The organism is Aureimonas sp. OT7, assembly GCF_014844055.1.
GTDB classification, from domain to species: Bacteria; Pseudomonadota; Alphaproteobacteria; order Rhizobiales; family Rhizobiaceae; genus Aureimonas; species Aureimonas altamirensis_A.
The window spans coordinates 2371302-2390957 of record NZ_CP062167.1 but is presented as its reverse complement, the minus strand read 5'-3'; the positions used below and the strand labels follow the sequence as shown (position 1 = coordinate 2390957).

The following is a 19656-nucleotide window of genomic DNA, read 5'->3' as shown; positions in this document are numbered from 1 at the left end:
CAGCGTCAGCGCAGGTCCGGGCGGGCGGCATCGAGGGTGCCGCCCGTTGCCTGCGCCGCGGCATCGAACTGGTCGCCGAGGTTGCGGCGCGTGGTCGGATCGACCACCGCGATCGGAACGCTGATCGCGGCCGACGCGGTCTGCCCCACGGCTTGTGTAGCGCCGACCGCCACCGCTCCGATCGCTTCGCCGACGCCAACGCGCGAATCCGTTACCGTCTGACCGTTGACGAGCCGCTGGCCGATCAGTTGCACCACCTGCGGGCTCTGGGCGAAGCGCGAATGGTTGAGGAAGTCCGCCGATCCTTGCCCGGTCAGGTCGTAGACGTCGATGCCGGCCAGCTCGAACTCCGTTCGGTAGGGTTCCTCCGCCGGGTTTACTGCGCCCAGCCGTCCGCGATTGCCCGAGATGATCCGGCTGACGGCGAGCGCCTTGTCGTCCGTCGAGACGAAGACCGTGAATTTCGGGCGGTGGTCGCCGAACTGCGCCCACTGCTTGCGGAAGACGTCGATATCGATGTCCGGCGAGGCAAGGATGACGTTCCGGATCTTCGGCGCGATCCGGCCATCGCGGATGGCCATCTGGCGAAGCGCCTCGACGGCCAGCCATGTTCCCATGGAATGCGCCATGACGGTGATTTCGCCGACATGGCTGTCGTCCGACAGGGCCTTCATCAGCTGCTCGAGCGCGTCGCGGGAATAGTTGGTGCTCTCCTTGTCGTAATTGTAGCCGAAGACGCTGGCGCGGGACGGCCATGTGAAAAGAACGGGCGTTACCTGCGATCTGGAATCGTGGACGATCTGGGCGTAGCGGTAGACTGAATCCTCGAAGCGATTGTTGAACCCGTGCACGAAGACCATGACGTGCCGGGTGGGCCCCAGATTCTCGTGCATCCATGCGCGGCTCTGGCCGACGGTAAGCGGCTCCGCCCTGACGATCGCAAAGTCCGTCGCCGGATTGGGAGGCAGGCGACGCGGCCATTGCACCTCGCCGATACGCCTGCGGTTATCCGGCGGGATGGAGATGTCCATGTCGGTGAGGCTGAGATCGGGTCCGCGCTCGCCGGAAAAGAGAAAGGCCGGGTCTTCGACCGCCTCTCGCGTGGTGGCCACCAGCATGTCCACCCTGGTCGCGCCGTAATCGGCGGGGTTTGCGGCAATGGGTGCAAGAACGCCAACGGGCGCCCCGGCGCAGCCCGCCAGTACCATCATGCTAAACAGCGCCGCCAGGCGCGTCGGACTGTGACGGAAGGTCTGCACGTGTGTCGTCCCCTCGTATCGTCGGCGGGCGTCAGCCTTTCGGTTCGTCTTGCATCGTATCGAAGGCGACGACCGCGCGCGTGCCGGTGCCGACTTCGGCGTAGACCAGCTTGCTGTCGAGGCTGCGCGTCAGCGCCACGATGATCCGTGCGCCGAGGCCGGTGCCCTGGATCTGTCCTTCGCCACGCCACCCGATCCCGTCATCCTCGACCGACAGTTCGGCCATCCCCTCGGCCGTCTCTGCCAGTCTTACCCGGATATCGCCCTTCTTGTCAGGATACGCGTATTTGATCGCGTTCGTCACCAGTTCAGTCGCGATGACGCCGATCGAGACGGCCTTGTCCGGTGAAACCGTCACCTGGTCGGCCTCGAAGCGGATTGGCATCTTGTGCAGGTCGTCGGCCATGGACAGGGTCAGCTCCCCCACCAGCCGGCCCAGATAGGTCTTCAGATCGACACTGCGGACATCCTCGGACGTATAGAGGCTGCGGTGCAGATTGGCGATCGCGGTGATACGCGCCTGCACCTCGGTCAATGCCTCGCGGATTGCGGGATCCTCGGTGCCGTTCGATTGCATGCGAACGAGAGACCCGACGAGCGCCAGGCTGTTCGCCACCCGGTGGTTCACCTCGGCCAGCATGGCCACGGCGCGGTCGCGGGCCTCGCGCACCTCCTGCTCCGCCCTTTCCTTGGCGCGCCGCAACGTCGCCTTTTCAACCGAGGCGCGGATGGCGTTGGCCAGCAGCAGCTCGAACTCCGACCCGACCGTCTTGACGACGTAGTCCACCGCACCGGCCTTCAGCGCGTCCACGGCGATGGACAACTCGGTCGATGCCGTCACGTAGACTGCCGGCGGCGCGTTCTCCATGGCGCTCATGTCGCTCAGGATATCGAGGCCGGACCCGGAGCCGAGGTCGTGATCCAGGATGACCGCGGAAAAGTCGCGATCGTTGAGGAGTTGCAGGCCGGTGACGGCATCGGGCGCATGCACCACTGATATGCCATGGCGGCTCAACATGCGCTGGGCAAGGCGGCCGGCCACGACGTCGTCGTCGACGTACAGAACTGTGACACCGGCTGCGCCCGGCTGGATCGCGCCCCCGGCCATCGTCATTCCGTTTCCGGCACCTGCATCACCGAGAAGAACAGGCCAAGCTGCCGGATGGCATTGGCGAAGCCTTCGTAGTCCACCGGCTTGGTGATGTAGACATTGGCGCCGAGATCATAGCAGCGCTGGATCTCGCGGCTGTCGTCGGTCGTCGTCAGGACGATGACGGGCGAGAGCTTGGTATGCGGGTTGGCCTTCACTTTCTCCAGGATGTCCACCCCGCCCATGTCCGGCAGGTTCAGGTCGAGAAGGATCAGGAGGTGCCGTCCGGCACTGTCCTCGCCCGAGCCATCCGCACCGAACAGGAACGCCAACGCGTCCGTGCCGTTGCCGAAGGGCAGGATCTCGTTGTTGACGCCGGCACGACGGATGTTCTTTTCGATCAGCCGTGCGTGGCCCTCGTCGTCCTCGATCATGACGATCTGGACAGGCTTTGCGGTCCTGCTCACGATTCAATGCTCCGCTTCACGTTCAAAAGATTGGCCGGCAGGACGAGCGTGAAGGTCGAGCCCTTGCCGAGTTCAGATTTGAGGCCGATGTCGCCGCCCAGGTTGCGGGCCAGCGTCCGCACATGCGCCAACCCGATCCCCTCACCCGCAGTATCCTGTTTTCCCGACCGTCGGAAGAGCTCGAACACCCGTTCATTGTCAGCCGGCGAAATGCCCCGTCCATTGTCCTCGACCTCAATGACGACGCGGCCGTAGGAATCATTCCGTGTACGGACGGATATCCGCAAGGGACGCGACGGCTCGCGGTACTTGATTGCGTTATCAAGCAGATTCCCCAGCATCTGATCAAGCGACAGGCGGTCGGTGACGATGGACGTCGCCTTGACATCGGTTTCGATCTCACCGTTGTTCTCGGCACCCTGATGGTGCACGGCATTCGTCGCCGTCTCCACCAGGGCTCGAAGGTCCACCCTTTCCGGCTTCAGGCTGCGCCGCCCTTCCCGCGATATCTTCAGGATGGCGTTGATGAGGCCGTCCATCTTGCGGGTCGACGAGCGGATGAATGAGATGGCCTCGGGAACCTCCTGGTTGATCGCCTCCTCGGCATGGCGGCGCAGCGGTTCCTCGCTTGGCGGCAGGCTGGCCATGTAGTCCCGCACCGGCGAAAACGTCGCCTCCAGTTCGCTGGTGAAGCCCATGATGTTCACAAGCGGCGCGCGCAGATCATGCGTCACAATGTAGGCGAAGCGCTGAATCTCCTCGTTCGCCTTGATGAGGTCGGTGGTGCGCTCTTGGACGCGGGCTTCCAGAGCCGTGTTTGCGGCCTCGATTTCGGCGCGGGCCTCGGCGACTTCCCGCGTATAGCGCAGGATGGTCCAGGCGGCGGCGGCGGCCATCAGGATGATGGCGATGGCGCCGATCACCGTGACGTGGCGCAAGGTGGACCCGATGTTCTCCTGCCGCTCTATGCCGGCCTGCAATTGCGCTTCCGCCTGGTCGAGAATCATGCCGAGCTGGCCTCGGATCTCGTCCATGAGGGCGAGCCCGGCGCCGCCGGCCACCTCTGCGACGGCCGCGTCATACTGGCCGCTGAGCGCAAGCGAAACGGTGGAATCCAGTTCCGCCGTCTTGGCCGTCACACGCTGGCTCAGTTCCGACAAGTCCGCGCGGCCGCCCATCATCTCGTCCATCGCCACCTGCAGCCGTTCGACCCTGGGCGCGATGGACCCGATCTGCTCGCGATACGGCTCGAGGTAACGCTGGTCACGTGTCAGGAGATATCCGCGCTGGCCGGTTTCGGCATCGACGATGCGGGACAAAAGGTCAGCTGCCGCGCTCCGCACCGCGCGTGTCATGACGACTTTATCGAAATTCTGCTGGGTCAGCCGGGTCAAATACATCGAACCGCCAACGATCGCCAGAAGCAGAAGCAGCGCGGCCGCCAGGAAAGCGAATGTGCGGGCATAGAACTGCTTTTGGGAAATGGGCATCGGAACCAGGTGTTTGTTGCAACGATGCCCTGAATGCCGCAGCACGGGCTGAACCACAATCGAGAATTTTCCCGAACGCTTCGGCGCGGTGGAAAACCGACGAAGGCGGGTTGACACCCGCGACCGCGTAAAACAATCTGTTGTGGTCACGGTCTTCCATAGACACAAGATATGGAAGCTAAGAGGGAATTCGGTTCGCCGCTCAAATGGTTAGTCCGAAGCTGTCCCCGCAACTGTAGACGGGTAGCCCGCACCCAATCGCGCCACTGGAGCCTGGCTCCGGGAAGGCCGGGTGCCGGCGACGACCCGTGAGCCAGGAGACCTGCCGTGTCGATGAACCTTTCCCTGGGCGGGGTGTCCCGGCGGATCGTGTAGCTTGCCCGGCGTCTCGCGGCGCCGGTATGCAGCACGTGTCCGCCTGGCCTGTCCATCCTCTTCGACAGGAACAGCCGATGTCACTTTCCGCAGAATTCCCGACAGTCCGTCCGGCCTCGGAGGCGCAGGCCAGTCCCCTGCGCGTCGTCAAGCGCAACGGCCAGAGCGACGTCTTCGATGCCGGCAAGATCAGCATCGCCGTCACCAAGGCTTTCCTGGCCGTCGAGGGCCGGGAGGCCGCCGGTTCGTCGCGCGTGCACGACATCGTCGACGATCTGACGGATCAGGTTGCCTCGGCCGTGCAGCGCCGCGCCGGCCGTGACCATGTCATCCATATCGAGGACGTGCAGGACCAGGTCGAGCTGGCGCTGATGCGCGGCGGCCATCACAAGGTGGCCCGCGCCTATGTCCTGTACCGGGAGGAGCGCGCCAGGGCGCGGTTGGAAACGCAGGCCGCGCCTGCCGCACCGGCGATCGTGGTGCGCGAGCCGGATGGCGGCGCCACGCCGCTCGACATGGACCGCCTGGCGGCCGTCGTGGCCGAGGCGGTCGATGGGTTGCCCGGTGCGGATGCGGCGCTGATCGTCCGCGAAACCAAACGCAACCTTTACGATGGCATCTCGCGCGAGGAGCTGTCCGACGCCCCGATCCTGGCGGCGCGGGCGCTTGTCGAGACCGATCCGGACTATGCCTTCGCCAGCGCACGCCTGTTGATGGACAAGCTCCGGGCCGAGGCGCTCAGCTTCGTCAGGGGCGTGCCGACCAACGCCACTGCCGCCGACATGCAGGACGCCTATACGGATTACTTTTCGCGCTACCTCGCCCGCGGTGTCGCGGAACAGCTCATCGACCCCGAGCTCGCGCGCTTCGATATCGCCGTTCTCGGTGCGTCCCTGAAGCCGGAACGCGACCGGCAGTTCCAGTTTCTTGGGCTGCAGACCCTGTACGACCGGTATCTCCTGCACAGCAACGGTACCCGCTTCGAGCTGCCGCAGGCCTTCTTCATGCGGGTGGCCATGGGCCTTTCAGTCCGCGAAACGGACCGGGAAGCGCGCGCCATCGAGTTCTACGAGCTTCTGTCCAGCTTCCGCTTCATGGCGTCGACGCCGACGCTGTTCAATTCGGGCACGCCGCGCCCGCAATTGTCGTCCTGTTTCCTCACCACCATCGGTGACGATCTCAGCCAGATCTTCAAGTCGGTGCGGGATAACGCCCTTCTGGCCAAGTATTCCGGCGGCCTCGGCAACGACTGGACGCCGGTGCGGGGTCTTGGTGCGCATATCCGCGGCACCAACGGCAAAAGCCAGGGCGTGGTGCCTTTCCTGAAGGTGGCCAACGATACCGCTATCGCCGTCAACCAGGGCGGCAAGCGCAAGGGCGCGGTCTGCGCCTATCTGGAAACATGGCATGTCGACATCGAGGAATTCCTCGACCTGCGGAAGAACACCGGCGACGACCGCCGCCGGACACACGATATGAATACCGCCAACTGGGTGCCCGACCTGTTCATGGAGCGAGTCGAGGCTGACGCTGAATGGACCTTGTTTTCCCCGGACGAGGTGCCGCACCTGCACGATCTGTACGGCGCGGACTTCAAGGCGGCCTACGAGGCCGCTGAACGGGATGCCGCAGGCGGCCGCGTGCGTGTGCATCGCAAGGTCCGTGCCGTCGATCTGTGGCGGCGGATGCTGACCATGCTGTTCGAGACGGGGCATCCCTGGATCACCTTCAAGGACGCGTGCAACATCCGCTCGCCGCAACGCCATGCCGGTACCATCCATTCGTCCAACCTGTGCACGGAGATTACCCTCAACACATCCGCCGACGAAGTGGCGGTCTGCAACCTCGGCTCGGTCAACCTCGTCGCGCACCTGTCCGACGACGGGCTCGATGCGGACCGTGTCGCCGACACGGTGCGCACGGCGATGCGGATGCTGGACAATGTGATCGACATCAACTTCTACACCATTCCGGAAGCACGCCGCTCGAACCTGCGGCACCGCCCTGTCGGCCTCGGCCTCATGGGTTTCCAGGATGCGTTGCAGGCGTTGCGCATTCCCTATGCCAGCAAGGCGGCGGTGCGGTTTGCCGACGAGAGCATGGAACTGATCTCCTGGCACGCCATCGCCGCCTCCAGCGACCTGGCCGCCGAGCGGGGGCGCTACGAAAGCTACGAGGGCTCGCTCTGGTCGCAGGGCATCCTGCCCATCGACTCGCTCGGCCTTCTCGGCGAGGCGCGCGGCGCGGCCTTCGACGGTTCCGCACGGCTGGACTGGGATGCCCTGCGCCAGAGGGTTCGCGCCCAGGGCATGCGCAACTCCAATTGCATGGCCATCGCGCCCACGGCCACGATTTCCAATATCTGTGGCGTCTCGCAGTCGATCGAGCCGACCTACCAGAACCTGTTCGTCAAGGCGAACATGTCGGGCGATTTCACGGTGGTGAACCCCTATCTCGTCCGCGACCTGAAGGCCCGTGGCCTGTGGGACGACGTCATGATCTCGGACCTGAAATATTACGACGGCTCGCTCGGGCCCATCGACCGCGTGCCAGACGACCTCCGGCACCTGTATGCCACGGCCTTCGAGATCGAAAGCCGTTGGCTCGTGGCGGCCGCGGCCTGCCGCCAGAAATGGCTGGACCAGGCGCAGTCGCTGAACCTCTATCTGGCGAACCCGTCGGGCAAGGCGCTGGATGCCCTCTACCGCTCGGCCTGGAGGTCCGGCCTCAAGACGACCTACTACCTGCGCACACGCTCCGCCAGCCATGTCGAGAAATCGACGCTGACACGCAGCGACGGAAAGCTGAATGCGGTGGCGGTGTCCGCGCCGATGGCCTGCGCCATCGACGATCCGGATTGCGAAGCCTGCCAGTAACCATTATTCGCCAAAGACTTGGGATAACAAACTAATGCTCGACCTTATCGAACGAACGGACTCCGCTACGGCCGAGTCCGCCACCGGCCTTGGCCAGATCGACCGCACGGGTGGCCGTGTCGCCGTCGACGAAAAGCGGATGATCAATGCCCGTGCCGACGTCAACCAGTTGCTGCCGATGAAATACCGGTGGGCCTGGGAGAAGTATCTGGCGGCCTGCAACAACCATTGGATGCCGACGGAAGTGTCCATGCAGGCGGACATCGCGCTATGGAAGTCGGCCGACGGGCTGACCGACGACGAGCGGCGGATGATCAAGCGCAATCTCGGATTTTTCGCCGCATCCGAGTCGCTGGTCGCCAACAACATCGTCCTCGCCATCTATCGCCACCTGACCAATCCGGAATGCCGGCAGTACCTGCTGCGGCAGTCCTTCGAGGAAGCGATCCACACCCATACCTTCCAGTACATCGTCGAAAGCCTCGGCCTCGACGAGGGCGAGTTGTTCAACATGTACCGCGAGGTGCCCTCCATCACCGACAAGGCGGCGTGGGCGCTGGCCTATACGCAGAGCCTCGAGGACCCGGCCTTCCGCACCGGCACCGAGGACAACGACCGCGCCCTGCTGCGCGATCTGGTGGCCTTCTACGTCGTCTTCGAGGGGATGTGGTTCTATACCGGCTTCGCGCAGATCCTGTCGCTGGGGCGCCGGGGCAAGATGGTGGGCATCGCGGAGCAGTATCAATACATCCTGCGCGACGAGAGCCTGCACCTGAATTTCGGTGTCGACGTCATCAACCAGATCAAGGTCGAGAACCCGCATCTCTGGACGGATTCCTTCCAGGAGGAAGTGCGCGGGATGATCCGCGGCGGCGCCGAACTGGAAGCCGCCTACGGCCGCGATACCATGCCGCGCGGCATGCTGGGGCTGAATTCGGGCCAGTGCGAAAGCTACATGCGCTTCATCGCCAATCGGCGCTGCGCGCAATTGGGCCTGGAGGCGGTGTTTGCACCGACCGAAAACCCGTTCCCCTGGATGAGCGAGGCGATGGACCTCGGCAAGGAAAAGAACTTCTTCGAGACCCGCGTCATCGAATACCAGAATGGTGGCGCGCTCAGTTGGGATTGAGGATCGGCGTTCAAACGCAAGGGGCCGTTCGTCCGGAACGCGCTACGGCACGAAGTAGAAGTTGACGAGATGGAAGAACAGGGGCGCGGCGTAGGTTACGGAGTCCATCCGGTCCAGCGCCCCGCCATGGCCCGAGATCATCGTGCCCCAGTCCTTCGCCCCCATGGACCGCTTGACGGCCGACAGCACCAGCCCGCCGCAGAAGCCGGCCAATACGATGGCCAGAGCCAGACCCGCCGCCTGCAGCGGGGTGAACGGCGTCGCCCACCACAGGCAGGCACCCAGAAGCGTGGCGGTGGCACCGCCCCCGACAAAGCCTTCCCAGGTCTTGTTGGGGCTGACGACCGGCGCGATCGGATGGCGGCCGAACAGCTTGCCGAACACGTATTGCAGCACGTCGCTCGCCTGGACCACGAAGATCAGGAAGAAGAGCAGGAGCACGTTGCGCCCTTCGAACCCGGGAATCTTCAGCAACAGCAGCGCCGGCGCATGGCTGATGCAATAGACGGTCAGCATCAGGGCCCATTGCACCTTGGCGCTGCGCTCCAGAAAGCCGTCCGTCTCGTGCCGCAGCACGGCCAGCGCCGGCAGGGCCAGAAAGGCGTAGACCGGAATGGCGATGGAAAAGAGCGTCTGCCAGTCGATCCCGATCAGGATGTATTGCAGCGGCAGGAACACGTAGAAGGCCGCCGCCAGCGCCGCATGGTCGGCCGGCCGTGTCGGCGTGAGCGAGATGAACTCGCGCAGGCAATAGAAGGACGTCAGCGCGAACAGCACCAGCGTGACCGCCTTGCCGAAGAAGAACGCGATGGCCAGAACGGCGACCATCAGCCACCAGGCGCGGATGCGCTTGTTGAGATTGTCCATCGTGGCGATGGCGCTTGCCCCGCTGGCACGCCGCGCCAGCATCCGCCCCACCACCGTTGCCACCGCCAGGAGGATGACGAGGCCGCAAAGCAGCCAGAGAAGCGTCCTGTCCATCACCTGTCCTCCGCCAGCGCCACGACGGCGCCGCGTGCACGTTCCAGGAACGCGTCCTTGTCTTCGTTGGCGATGCGGTCCAGCGGTGCGCCGAACCGGACCCGGCATGAGATGGGGACCGGCAGGAACGCGCCGCGCGGAAAGGCGCGGGAGAGGTTCTCCAGATAGACGGGTATCAGTTCCGCCTCCGGATAAGCCTGTGCCAGTCGGTAAAGGCCGCTTTTGAACGGTCCGGGCAGGCGTTCCGCACCGCGCGTCCCCTCTGGAAAGAGAATGAGCGAGTCGCCTTTGGCAAGTTCCGCCTCCAGCGGAGCCAGGACATCGGCACCCCCACGCCTGTCCACCAGCACCGAGCCGAGAACGCCCAGCGAGATGAAGCGCGTCAGGCGATTACGCCCCCAGTAATCGGCCGCCGCGACAGGATGGGTACGCGGCCGGTAGTGTTCCGGGATAGCCGCCCATAGAAGCACCGTATCGAGATGGCTGCCATGGTTCGCGAAGTAGATGCGCGAGCGGCCCGATGGCAGGGAGCCCACCCATTCCGGCCGCCCGCCCACCAGAAAGCGCGCCAGTCCGACGACGAGGGCCCCGATCACCGTGGCTGCTCGTGCAGCAGCGCCGATATCCGGTGCAGCCGTCGGATACAGGTGACGGCCGTCCCGAACAGGATCACCACGAGTGCGATCTGGACGGCATAAAGGGTCCCTGCGAAGCTGATCTCGAAGAAACCGATGACGCATCCAGCCGTCAGCGCGGCCATGCGATGCTGCTTGGCCATCGGTCCACGATAGTCCTGCCCGAAACCGAGCGAGGCTCCGAAGGCCCGGATATAGGCCGTGCCGACCGCGCCCAGTGCTGCGAGGTAGCCGAGCTCCGGCATTAGCGCCGCATAGCCGCAGCCGATCAGGAATGCGGCATCCTCCAGCCTGTCCGGTGCCTCATTGTAGAGGGCCCCGGACGGAGAGTGCCGGCCGCCCTCTACCGCCACCATGCCGTCCATGAGATTGCAGAGCAGGCGCAACTGGACCATCAAGGCAGCCAGCAGGAACAGCCAGGCATGCAGCGGTGCAAGCGACAGGGCGACACCGCCGATCAGCGCGAAGCCCATTCCTGCCACGGAGATCGTATTCGGCGTGACCGGTGTCTTCAGAAGCAGCCGGGCGAGCGAACCGGCCCATGCCGTCTGCCGTGAAGCCAGCGGCCGCCTGTCGCCGGAATCGTCAATCATCGGTAGCGCCCCTCCGCATCGACCCTCCCCTGACACTAACGTGATTCTACTCGCGATTGACACCAGTGGTTCAGCGTCGGCGGCGGAACGAATGTCGACGGCCGCCTGTTTTGGAACCGTGTCGAACAGGAGGCATCCATGGCCCTTTCTCCGCCCGTCGCATACCGGGACGATGTCGAGGACATCCTCGAGGGAGAGGATGAGACGGTCGCATCCATCAACAAAACATTCGATCATGTTCTGGAGACCACGGCGACCGACTATGGACGCGCGGTCCGTGCGGTGCATGCTAAATCCCATGGCATCATCGGAGGGCGGATGACCGTGCCGGGTGGCCTGGCGCCGGAGCTGGCGCAGGGGCTTTTCTCCACATCCGGGACGTATCCTGTTCTCATGCGGCTATCCACCAATGCCGGCGACATACTGGACGACGCCATCTCCCTGCCGCGGGGTCTGGCGTTGAAGGTCGTCGGTGTGAAGGGCGAGCGCCTGCCGGGTGCGGAAGGCGAGACGCAGGATTTCGTCATGGTCAACGGCAAGGTCTTCCAGGCGAAGACCGCCAGCCAGTTCCTTCGCAGCCTGAAGGGGCTTGCCCTGACCACCGACAGGCTGGACGGCACCAAGAAGACCGTGTCCGCGATATTGCGCGGCGTCAGCGCCGCATTGAAAGCCGTGGGTGTGGGGAGCTCGGCGATCGATTCGCTGGGCGGTGCGCCGAATGTCGACCCCCTAGGGGAGACTTACTACAGCGTCACGCCGTTCCGATATGGCGACTACATCGCCAAGTTCAGCCTTGCGCCGGTTTCCGACGACCTTCTGGAGCTGAAGGGAAACATAATCGACACGGACGCTCGGCCAGACGCCATCCGGGAGACCGTTCAGGCGGATATGATGACGCGCGCGCCTGTGTGGGAGTTTCGGGTGCAGCTTTGCCGCGACCTCGAAAAACAGCCGGTCGAGGATCCGACAAAGGCGTGGGCGGAGGACGACGCCCCCTTCGTCACGGTCGCCCGGATAGAGGCAGGTCCGCAGGACACCTGGTCGGACGAAAAGGTGGCCTCGGTGGATTCCGGGATGCGCTTCAGCGTGTGGACGGGCCTGTCCGCCCACCGGCCCCTTGGCAATATCAACCGCGCGAGACGGGATACGTATCGCCATTCGTCGGATTTCCGCCAGAAATACAATCGCTGCCCCATCCACGAGCCGGCGCAGGCATAGAGTTTTAGTGAATGCATTGACGCGCGGTTGATCAAAACGCTACGTCCCGTGTCATAGGGGACGAGGTATACTGATCGGCGTGGCACTGAACTTATTCCTGTTGTTTGCCCTTGCAGGTGCAAGCTTCTGGCTGCTTGCTCTCGTGCCGGCGCGGTTCGGCGTCGTGGCGGCGCTGATTCCGCTCGCGCTCTTCCTTTGGTCTTGCACCTACCTGTCCGGCATCGGCAGCGGCTTCGAGATCATCGAAACGTTCGCCTGGGTGCCGTCGCTGGGTGTCGATCTGGCATTCAGGCTGGACGGATTCTCGCTCTTGTTCACCCTTCTCGTGACCGGTATCGGCACACTGGTCGTCCTCTACGCAAATGCTTATTTCGGCGATGCCCCGGCCAGGCGCCGCGCCGCGTTCATCGCGCTCATACTGCTGTTCATGGGGGCGATGCTTGGGACCGTCTGGTCCGACAATCTCATCGGCCTTTATGTGTTCTGGGAACTGACGAGCCTCTTTTCCTACCTGATCATCGGCTTCGACTCGAGCAAGAAGGATGCGCGCAAGGCGGCGCTGCAATCCCTGATCGTGACGGCCGGCGGCGGGCTCGCGCTGTTCGGCGGCATCCTCCTGATCGGACTCGAACTCGACACTTGGTCGTTGTCGCAGATCGCCTCGCGGGGGCCGGAGCTGGCGGCGTCGCCCCTGGCCTCGGCCATCCTGGTTCTCGTGCTGGTCGGCACCTTCACCAAGTCGGCGCAGTTCCCCTTCCACTTCTGGCTGCCCAACGCCATGGCCGCGCCAACGCCAGCCTCCGCTTTCCTGCACTCGGCCACCATGGTCAAGCTGGGCGTCTATCTGCTGGCGCGGTTGGATGCGCCCTTGTCGTCCATGCCGGCCTTCGGCCCGCTGCTCGTGTTCTTCGGCGCTCTGACGCTTCTCGTCGCCGGCCTGCGCGCATCGATGCAGGGCGGCTTCAAGGCGATCCTTGCGCAATCCACCGTCGGCTCGCTCGGCTTGCTGGTCCTTCTGATCGGCCTTGGAGGCGACGCCGCCAGCGTCGCGGTGGTCACCTTCATCCTCGCCCATGCCCTCTACAAGGCAGCCCTGTTTTTCTGCGCGGGCACCGCCATCCACGCCACGCACCAACCGGACGTACTGGCCATGCACCGGCTGGGCAAGGGCCTGCCGCTGACGGCAACCGCCTGCTTGCTGGCCGCTGTGGCAATAGCCGGTCTGCCGCCGCTGTTCGCCTTCATCGCCAAGGAAACGATCTTCGAGGCGATGCTGGACGATGGCGCCGGTATGGTGCTTCTGGCTGCCGTGGTGGCGGGCAACGCCGCCTTTGTCATGATCGGCATGACGGCTGCCCTGCGCCCGTTCTTCATGGGTTCCGGCACGCCGTCGAAGATCCATCACGCGGAGTCGCCCGGCCTTGTCGCGGGCCCGCTGATACTGGGCATCGCAGGCGTCATATTGGGCCTGTTTCCGGGCTTCGCCACGCCGTTGACCAACGCGGCGGCAACCGCCATCACCGGTGCGCCCGTCGATGTCCCGCTCTATCTTTGGCATGGCCTCACGCCGATGCTGATGCTCAGCCTTGTCGTGGTGGCGCTGGGAGTGGCCCTGTTTCTCGCGTGGCCGCTGGCGCTGCGCACCATCGGCCACAGCCGCTTTCTGGCGACGCTTCTGGGCGATGCCGGCTACAACAAGGTTTTCGACGGTACGCTGGCGCTGGCCAGCGCTTGCACCCGCATCCTCCAGAACGGCGACCAGCATCGCTATACCGCCATCGTCGTGACCGCCGTTCTGGCTATCGCCGTCAGCACGCTTGCGCTCACCGGCTCCGTTGGGCAGCCGGACCTTTCGCTGGATGGGTTTCGTGTCGCACCGGCGGCAGTCCTGGTGTTGATGGTGGCCGGCGGAGTCGTCGCCGCCAAAGTTCGTTCGCTGATGGCGTCGGTCGTGTCCATGGGCATGATCGGCTTCGGATCGGCGCTGATCTTCCTGATGAACGGCGCACCGGACCTCGCTCTCACGCAGTTTTCGGTGGAGGTACTCCTGGTGCTGATCCTGACCGCGCTGCTGCTTCGCATGCCGGCGCGCACGGCCGCCTCCCGCACGATGGCCGAGCGCCGCCTGGACGCGGTCCTGTCCATCGCGTTCGCCGGCCTGGTCTTCGCGGGCCTCATCGCCATGACGGGCGCACCGCTGGACACCACCCTGTCGCAGTTCTACGGGCAAACCTCCTATGTAGAGGCTTATGGCCGCAACGTCGTCAACGTGATCCTGGTCGACTTCCGGGCACTCGACACGATGGGCGAGATCGCCGTCATCTGCTTCGCCGCCGCCGGCGTATGGGGCATGCTGCGCGTTCGTGCGGGTGGAAAGCGTCCCACATGAACTCGCTCATCCTGTCGGCGCTGTCGCGCATCCTTTTCACCATCATGTTCGGCGTTTCGCTGTTCATTCTCTACCGCGGACACAACTTTCCCGGTGGCGGCTTCGTCGGCGGGTTGATCGCCGCGTCGGGATTTGCCGTGCTGGCGCTGGCCAACGGCGCCGAGTCCGCGCGCCAGGCGCTGTATTTCCATCCCATAGCCCTGTCAGGCTGCGGCCTGGTCATGGCAGTCGCCAGCGGATTGCCAGGCCTCTTCACCGACCGGTCGTTCCTGACGCATTGGTGGCTCCATCTCGGTGGCTTTCATACCGGTACGGCGCTGATCTTCGATATCGGGGTCTATCTCGTCGTCATCGGCGGCGTCATGGCCATGGTTCTGCGCTTTTACGAGGAAACGGAAGTATGAACCTCACTTACGCCCTGGCGATTTCCACGCTGGCAGGCTGCGGGGTGTACATGCTCTTGTCGCGCCATGTCATCCGCATCATCATCGGCGTCGCAATCCTGTCGGCGGCGGTCAATCTCGCGATCCTTTACAGCGGACGCATAGCCAGCGCCCTGCCGCCCGTCATTCCGGCCGACATCTCCGAACTCGGGCTCGACGCTGCCAATCCCCTGCCGCAAGCGCTAATCCTGACGGCCATCGTCATCGGCTTCGCCCTGACGGCCTTTGCCTCGGCATTGGCGTTGCAACTTTTCCGGTCCATCGGGACGGTCGATACCGACGATCTCACCGACGCGGAAGGCCTCGGCAATCCCTTTGCAGACAAGGGCAACCGCACATGAGCGACTGGCTGATGGCGAATGCCGTCCTGTGGCCGGTTCTGGCTCCCATCGCCACCGCCGGGCCTACGGCGCTGCTCTGGAACTTCGGGAAGGTCCAGCGGGCCATCTCGTACTCCGGCGCGCTGCTCACCTTCGCCGCCGGCCTGTATCTTCTTCGGCACGTCGACGCCGACGGCGTCGTCGCTGTACAGTTCGGCGCCTGGGCGGCGCCCTTCGGCATCACCTTCGTGGCCGACCGGCTTGCGGCGGCCATGGCCGCAATCACCGGGCTGATGGCGCTGGCAACGATGATCTTCGGCACGGCCGATATCCGCCGGAGGGAGGAGCGCGCCGGATTTCATCCGCTGTTCCACGGCATGCTGGCGGGGGTCAACGGCGCGTTCCTGACCGGGGACATCTTCAACCTCTATGTCTGGTTCGAGATCATGCTCATCACCGCGATGGGCCTTCTCGCCATCGGCCGCACACGGGCGCAACTGGACGGGGTGTTCAAGTATGCTGTGCTGAACCTCTTCTCGACGCTCCTGTTCCTGCTGGCCGTCGGAATGCTCTACGGTGTCGCCGGCTCGCTCAACATGGCCGACATCGCCCTGCGCCTGCGGGAAACGGAGCCATCGCTGACGCTCGTCATCGTCGGCGTTCTCCTGTTCTGCGGCTTCGGCATCAAGGCCGGCTATTTTCCGCTCTTCTTCTGGCTGCCGGCGTCCTACCATACGGCTTCCGTCACCGTGGCGGCGATCTTCGCCGGTCTGCTCACCAAGGTCGGCGTCTATGCCTGCTTCCGCGTCTTCACGCTGATCCTGCCCATGGAAATTTCGGGGCTCGCACCGGTCATGGCCGTCATCGCGGCCGGCACCATGCTGTTCGGCGTGTTCGGCGCAGCGGTGCAGTGGGATGTGCGGCGCATCCTGGCCTTCCACATCGTCAGCCAGATCGGCTACATGCTGCTTGGCCTGGCGCTTGCTACCCCCGCGGCCCTGGCCGGCGGGATCTTCTACATCGTCCATCACATCATCGTTAAGGCCAACCTGTTCCTGATCGCCGGGGCGATCCATCGCGGTTCCGGCAGTTTCGACCTGCGCAAAGGCGGCGGCCTCTTGAAGAGCCACCCGTTGCTGGCAGTCCTCTTCCTGATCCCTGCATTGTCACTGGGCGGCATCCCGCCTTTGTCCGGCTTCTGGGCGAAGTTCATGGTCATCGACGCCAGCTTCGATGCCGGCGCGTGGTGGCTCGCCGGACTGGCGCTCTTCGTCGGACTGCTGACCCTCTATTCCATGAGCAAGATCTGGGCGGAGGGCTTCTGGAAACCCGCGCCGGAATGGCACAGGCGCAGGCGGACGATTCCGCCGGTATTCTATGGCGCGATCGGCCTTCTGGCGTGTCTTACAGTCGCCATCGGCCTGTTCGCGCAGCCCTTCGTGGCCTATGCGCAGGCTGCCGGGCAACAGCTTGCCGATCCGACACCCTATATCGAGGCGGTCTTGCGGATGAGGCTCGGCTGATGGCGAATTCCATGATCGCGCGCGCCGGCGCCGGTACGGTTCTGTTCGTGATCTTCTTCCGCGAACTGATCAGCTCGTCCTGGGCGGTGGCGCGCGCCGCCTTCGCCCGCGTTCCGGAAACGCGCTCGGCCATCGTGGCGGTGCCCGTCACGCTGAAAACGGAACTCGGCATCGCCACGCTGGCCAACATGATCACCCTTACCCCGGGCACCTGTTCGCTGCATGTCAGCGACGATCGGCAATGGATCTACGTCCATGCCCTCGACGCGCCCGATCCGGAAAGCGTCGTCAGCGCGATCGTTACGACCTTCGAGGACCGGATACGGAGGATGGAGCCATGATCGAGCAGTTCGACCAGATTCTCGGCATCGTCGATAGCGTCCTGATCGCCACCCTCGTCGTGCCGCTGGCAATGACGTTCTGGCGTATGGCGCGCGGGCCCGGCTTCGCCGACCGGTTCATCGCCGTCGACATGCTGACGGGCATCGCCATAGCAATAGCCGCCCTGACCGCCAGCATGGCGGGCCGGCGCGAGTTCCTCGACGTGGCCGTGGGCGTGGCGCTGATCTCCTTCGTGGCGACATGCGCCTTCGCCGCCTTTCTGGAACGGAGGCGCTGATGGAAACCGCATTGCTGCTGGCCGCTCTCCTTTTCAAGCTCGTAGGGGTCGTCTTCATCTTCGGCGCGGCGCTTGGGCTTATCCGGTTCCGCGATCCGTTCCAGCGCATGCATGCCGCGACGAAGGCCGGCACGGTGGGCGCGATCTTCACCGTCCTTGGGGCCATGTGTTCTCTGCAGAGCCTGGGCCCGACCCTCATCGGCCTGTTTATCATCGCTTTCCTTCTCCTGACCGTGCCGGTGGCGGGACATTTGTTGGGTCGGGCAGCCTATATGTCCGGCAGCAGCATCGATGGCCTGGAGGGGGAAGACGCCTTGGACGGTGTACTGGACCGTCAAGATCTTCCGCTGGAAGATCGGATCATGCCCCATACACGACATCCTCAAGTAAATGTGAGCCGGGAAAGTTCGGATCGGTAATCGGAATCTGCAAGGATTGCTCAGCATTTCAGTCCTGGGAGGGGATTCTGTTGCCGCAATCCGCGTTATTCATCATGGCGCTTCTGCCGATCGCCATCGTTCTCGTTCTGCTTGTCATCATGCGGCGCTCGGCGAAGCTGTCGATGCTGGTCGCATATCTGGTGACCGTCGTTCTGGCGGTTGCGGTATGGGGGCTCGACTTTTCCGTCGTCGGCGGCGCAACCGTGAACGGCCTCGTCACCGCGCTGACGCTGCTGTTCATCATCTTCGGCGCCATCCTCGTGCTGCAGACCGTGCAGGAAAGCGGCGCGGTCCGCGCGATCCGGCAGGGCTTTACCGATCTATCGCCCGACAGGAGGGTTCAGGCGGTCATCATCGCCTGGCTGTTCGGTTCCATGATCGAAGGCGCCTCCGGCTTCGGTACGCCGGCCGCCGTGGCAGCGCCCCTGTTGGTGGCCATCGGCTTCCCCGCGATGGCGGCGGTTCTGGTCACGCTCATCATCCAGTCGACGCCGGTATCCTTCGGTGCGGTCGGCACCCCTATGTTGGTCGGCGTTCATACGGGGCTGGCCAACAACGAAGGCGTCGCTGCCAGCATCGCCCCCATGGGCCTGCCGGAATACATCGTGCAGGTGGCGGCCAATGTGGCGTTGGTCCATGCGCTGGTCGGGTTCATCATCCCGCTGATCATGGTGGGCATGATGACGCGCTTCTTCGGCGAAAACCGATCCTTCCGCGAAGGTTTCGCCATCTGGCCCTTCGCCCTGTTCGGCGGCTTCGCCTTTGCGGTGCCCTATTATCTTGTCGCGCTGCTGCTGGGGCCGGAATTCCCGTCGCTCCTGGGTGGCCTTCTTGGCCTCCTGATCGTCATCCCCGCCGCCCGGCGCGGCTTCCTGCTGCCGAAGACCACCTTCGAGTTTCCCAAGCGCGCAGGGTGGAACGAAAGCTGGTTCGGCTCCATGACACCGTCCGAGCTGGGAACCGCCAAAAGTGGCGAGGGCGCACAGATCGGCCTGTTGCGGGCATGGTCGCCCTATGTGGTCATCGCCGCGCTGCTGGTTGCCACGCGCACCATCGCCCCGCTGAAGGAGGCTCTGACATCGGCGGCGGCAACCCTTTCCCTCACCGACATCTTAGGCTCGGGCATCGATGCCAGCGCTCAGCTTCTGTATTCGCCGGGATCGATCATGATCCTGACGTCGCTTATCGCCTTCTTCATCTTCGGCATGAGCAGCAAGGCGTATGGCCGGGCGTGGAGCAATTCGGCGCGCACCATGGTTGCGGCAGCTCCGGCGCTGCTGATCGCCGTTCCGATGGTGCAGGTGTTCCTGAGCACCGGCCGGGGAGACCTTCAATCGATGCCACTGGTGCTGGCGGAAACCATCGCCACCGTCACCGGCTCTCTCTGGCCGCTCTTCGCACCGCTGATCGGCGCGATGGGCGCGTTCATCGCCGGCTCCAACACCGTGTCCAACATGATGTTCTCGCTGTTCCAGTTCTCGGCGGCGGAGCAGATCGGCCTGACCGGCCTCGGCACCATCGCGGTCGTCACGCTGCAGGCGGTGGGCGGCGCGGCCGGCAACATGATCTGCGTGCACAATGTGGTCGCGGCCAGCGCCGTGGTGGGCCTGACGGACCGGGAGGGCGACATCATCCGCATGACGCTGATACCGATGTCCTATTATACCTTGCAGGCGGGCCTTGTCGGCATGGCCCTCATCTCCGGCGGCATTTGGTGGGTTCTTGCGGCAGCCTGGCTCGCCGTCGTCCTTGCGGCCATGTTCGCCAATCGCGGTGCGCCGATGCAGGCCAGTCGCGCCACCGCCTGAC

Annotated in this window: 18 protein-coding genes and 1 riboswitch; of the genes, 11 read left to right on the top strand and 7 right to left on the bottom strand. The window is 64.4% G+C overall.

Annotated features, from left to right (window positions below):
- Positions 1–5: 5 nt before the first annotated feature.
- The 4 genes from IGS74_RS11425 to IGS74_RS11410 all read right to left on the bottom strand — a co-directional run bounded on the left by IGS74_RS11425 (position 6) and on the right by IGS74_RS11410 (position 4306).
- On the bottom strand, positions 6–1211 hold the full coding sequence (locus tag IGS74_RS11425) for an alpha/beta hydrolase (protein WP_192391760.1): 1206 nt from the start codon (positions 1209–1211) through the stop codon (positions 6–8).
- A 79-nt stretch (positions 1212–1290) separates the two neighbouring features.
- Complete coding sequence (locus IGS74_RS11420; protein WP_246722531.1) at positions 1291–2373, bottom strand: histidine kinase dimerization/phosphoacceptor domain -containing protein; 1083 nt, start codon at positions 2371–2373, stop codon at positions 1291–1293.
- Complete coding sequence (locus IGS74_RS11415) at positions 2370–2783, bottom strand: response regulator (RefSeq protein ID WP_192391758.1); 414 nt, start codon at positions 2781–2783, stop codon at positions 2370–2372. Before IGS74_RS11415 ends, IGS74_RS11420 begins: the two co-directional genes overlap by 4 nt.
- 29 nt (positions 2784–2812) lie before the next feature.
- Positions 2813–4306: a CHASE3 domain-containing protein gene (locus IGS74_RS11410; RefSeq protein WP_192386224.1), complete on the bottom strand. Its 1494-nt coding sequence runs from the start codon at positions 4304–4306 to the stop codon at positions 2813–2815.
- Between the two features lie 132 nt (positions 4307–4438).
- A riboswitch (cobalamin riboswitch) is annotated at positions 4439–4651 on the top strand.
- A gap of 107 nt (positions 4652–4758) precedes the next feature.
- Here IGS74_RS11410 and IGS74_RS11405 point away from each other — a divergent pair.
- On the top strand, positions 4759–7557 hold the full coding sequence (locus IGS74_RS11405; RefSeq protein ID WP_192386223.1) for a ribonucleoside-diphosphate reductase subunit alpha: 2799 nt from the start codon (positions 4759–4761) through the stop codon (positions 7555–7557).
- Between the two features lie 34 nt (positions 7558–7591).
- Positions 7592–8686 carry a ribonucleotide-diphosphate reductase subunit beta gene (locus IGS74_RS11400; RefSeq protein WP_192386222.1) on the top strand — a complete coding sequence of 365 codons (1095 nt, stop codon included), beginning with the start codon at positions 7592–7594 and terminating at the stop codon, positions 8684–8686.
- Positions 8687–8728: 42 nt separating this feature from the next.
- Here IGS74_RS11400 and IGS74_RS11395 read toward each other — a convergent pair whose 3' ends face one another.
- Genes IGS74_RS11395 through IGS74_RS11385 form a run of 3 tightly spaced genes read right to left on the bottom strand, consistent with a single transcriptional unit; the run spans position 8729 to position 10895 of the window.
- Entirely contained in the window at positions 8729–9667 is a 939-nt protein-coding gene (locus tag IGS74_RS11395; RefSeq protein ID WP_192386221.1) for a phosphatidate cytidylyltransferase, read from the bottom strand.
- Positions 9667–10263, bottom strand: coding sequence for a lysophospholipid acyltransferase family protein (locus IGS74_RS11390; protein ID WP_039195838.1), 597 nt, complete (start codon positions 10261–10263; stop codon positions 9667–9669). The genes IGS74_RS11395 and IGS74_RS11390 overlap by 1 nt, the downstream gene beginning before the upstream one ends.
- Positions 10260–10895, bottom strand: a complete 636-nt coding sequence (locus tag IGS74_RS11385) for a CDP-alcohol phosphatidyltransferase family protein (protein WP_192386220.1) — start codon at positions 10893–10895, stop codon at positions 10260–10262. The genes IGS74_RS11390 and IGS74_RS11385 overlap by 4 nt, the downstream gene beginning before the upstream one ends.
- Before the next feature lie 138 nt (positions 10896–11033).
- Between IGS74_RS11385 and IGS74_RS11380 the strand changes: the two genes are divergently transcribed.
- The 9 genes from IGS74_RS11380 to IGS74_RS11340 all read left to right on the top strand — a co-directional run bounded on the left by IGS74_RS11380 (position 11034) and on the right by IGS74_RS11340 (position 19655).
- Positions 11034–12113 (top strand): catalase family protein, encoded by a 1080-nt coding sequence (locus tag IGS74_RS11380; protein WP_192386219.1) that lies wholly within the window; start codon positions 11034–11036, stop codon positions 12111–12113.
- A 79-nt stretch (positions 12114–12192) separates the two neighbouring features.
- A complete protein-coding gene (gene mbhE / locus IGS74_RS11375) occupies positions 12193–14502 on the top strand; it encodes a hydrogen gas-evolving membrane-bound hydrogenase subunit E (RefSeq protein WP_192386218.1) in 2310 nt (769 codons plus the stop codon).
- Positions 14499–14906: an MnhB domain-containing protein gene (locus IGS74_RS11370; RefSeq protein WP_192386217.1), complete on the top strand. Its 408-nt coding sequence runs from the start codon at positions 14499–14501 to the stop codon at positions 14904–14906. Before mbhE ends, IGS74_RS11370 begins: the two co-directional genes overlap by 4 nt.
- On the top strand, positions 14903–15286 hold the full coding sequence (locus IGS74_RS11365) for an NADH-quinone oxidoreductase subunit K (RefSeq protein ID WP_192386216.1): 384 nt from the start codon (positions 14903–14905) through the stop codon (positions 15284–15286). Before IGS74_RS11370 ends, IGS74_RS11365 begins: the two co-directional genes overlap by 4 nt.
- On the top strand, positions 15283–16788 hold the full coding sequence (locus IGS74_RS11360) for a Na+/H+ antiporter subunit D (RefSeq protein WP_192386215.1): 1506 nt from the start codon (positions 15283–15285) through the stop codon (positions 16786–16788). Before IGS74_RS11365 ends, IGS74_RS11360 begins: the two co-directional genes overlap by 4 nt.
- On the top strand, positions 16788–17129 hold the full coding sequence (locus IGS74_RS11355; protein ID WP_192386214.1) for a Na+/H+ antiporter subunit E: 342 nt from the start codon (positions 16788–16790) through the stop codon (positions 17127–17129). The genes IGS74_RS11360 and IGS74_RS11355 overlap by 1 nt, the downstream gene beginning before the upstream one ends.
- Positions 17126–17407 carry a monovalent cation/H+ antiporter complex subunit F gene (locus IGS74_RS11350; protein WP_192386213.1) on the top strand — a complete coding sequence of 94 codons (282 nt, stop codon included), beginning with the start codon at positions 17126–17128 and terminating at the stop codon, positions 17405–17407. Before IGS74_RS11355 ends, IGS74_RS11350 begins: the two co-directional genes overlap by 4 nt.
- Entirely contained in the window at positions 17407–17826 is a 420-nt protein-coding gene (gene mnhG / locus IGS74_RS11345; RefSeq protein ID WP_192386212.1) for a monovalent cation/H(+) antiporter subunit G, read from the top strand. Before IGS74_RS11350 ends, mnhG begins: the two co-directional genes overlap by 1 nt.
- Positions 17827–17900: 74 nt before the next feature.
- Positions 17901–19655, top strand: coding sequence for an L-lactate permease (locus IGS74_RS11340; protein ID WP_192386211.1), 1755 nt, complete (start codon positions 17901–17903; stop codon positions 19653–19655).
- The last annotated feature ends 1 nt before the right edge of the window (position 19656 follow it).

Coding starts and splice junctions, on each gene's coding strand:
- IGS74_RS11380 (WP_192386219.1), top strand. CDS start 11,034: ATGGCCCTTTCTCCGCCCGTCGCATACCGGGACGATGTCGAGGACATC.
- IGS74_RS11425 (WP_192391760.1), bottom strand. CDS start 1,211: ATGATGGTACTGGCGGGCTGCGCCGGGGCGCCCGTTGGCGTTCTTGCA.
- IGS74_RS11360 (WP_192386215.1), top strand. CDS start 15,283: ATGAGCGACTGGCTGATGGCGAATGCCGTCCTGTGGCCGGTTCTGGCT.
- IGS74_RS11415 (WP_192391758.1), bottom strand. CDS start 2,783: ATGATCGAGGACGACGAGGGCCACGCACGGCTGATCGAAAAGAACATC.
- IGS74_RS11400 (WP_192386222.1), top strand. CDS start 7,592: ATGCTCGACCTTATCGAACGAACGGACTCCGCTACGGCCGAGTCCGCC.
- mnhG (WP_192386212.1), top strand. CDS start 17,407: ATGGAAACCGCATTGCTGCTGGCCGCTCTCCTTTTCAAGCTCGTAGGG.
- IGS74_RS11350 (WP_192386213.1), top strand. CDS start 17,126: ATGATCGAGCAGTTCGACCAGATTCTCGGCATCGTCGATAGCGTCCTG.
- IGS74_RS11365 (WP_192386216.1), top strand. CDS start 14,903: ATGAACCTCACTTACGCCCTGGCGATTTCCACGCTGGCAGGCTGCGGG.
- IGS74_RS11395 (WP_192386221.1), bottom strand. CDS start 9,667: ATGGACAGGACGCTTCTCTGGCTGCTTTGCGGCCTCGTCATCCTCCTG.
- IGS74_RS11405 (WP_192386223.1), top strand. CDS start 4,759: ATGTCACTTTCCGCAGAATTCCCGACAGTCCGTCCGGCCTCGGAGGCG.
- IGS74_RS11385 (WP_192386220.1), bottom strand. CDS start 10,895: ATGATTGACGATTCCGGCGACAGGCGGCCGCTGGCTTCACGGCAGACG.
- IGS74_RS11370 (WP_192386217.1), top strand. CDS start 14,499: ATGAACTCGCTCATCCTGTCGGCGCTGTCGCGCATCCTTTTCACCATC.
- IGS74_RS11420 (WP_246722531.1), bottom strand. CDS start 2,373: ATGACGATGGCCGGGGGCGCGATCCAGCCGGGCGCAGCCGGTGTCACA.
- IGS74_RS11355 (WP_192386214.1), top strand. CDS start 16,788: ATGGCGAATTCCATGATCGCGCGCGCCGGCGCCGGTACGGTTCTGTTC.
- IGS74_RS11410 (WP_192386224.1), bottom strand. CDS start 4,306: ATGCCCATTTCCCAAAAGCAGTTCTATGCCCGCACATTCGCTTTCCTG.
- IGS74_RS11340 (WP_192386211.1), top strand. CDS start 17,901: ATGGCGCTTCTGCCGATCGCCATCGTTCTCGTTCTGCTTGTCATCATG.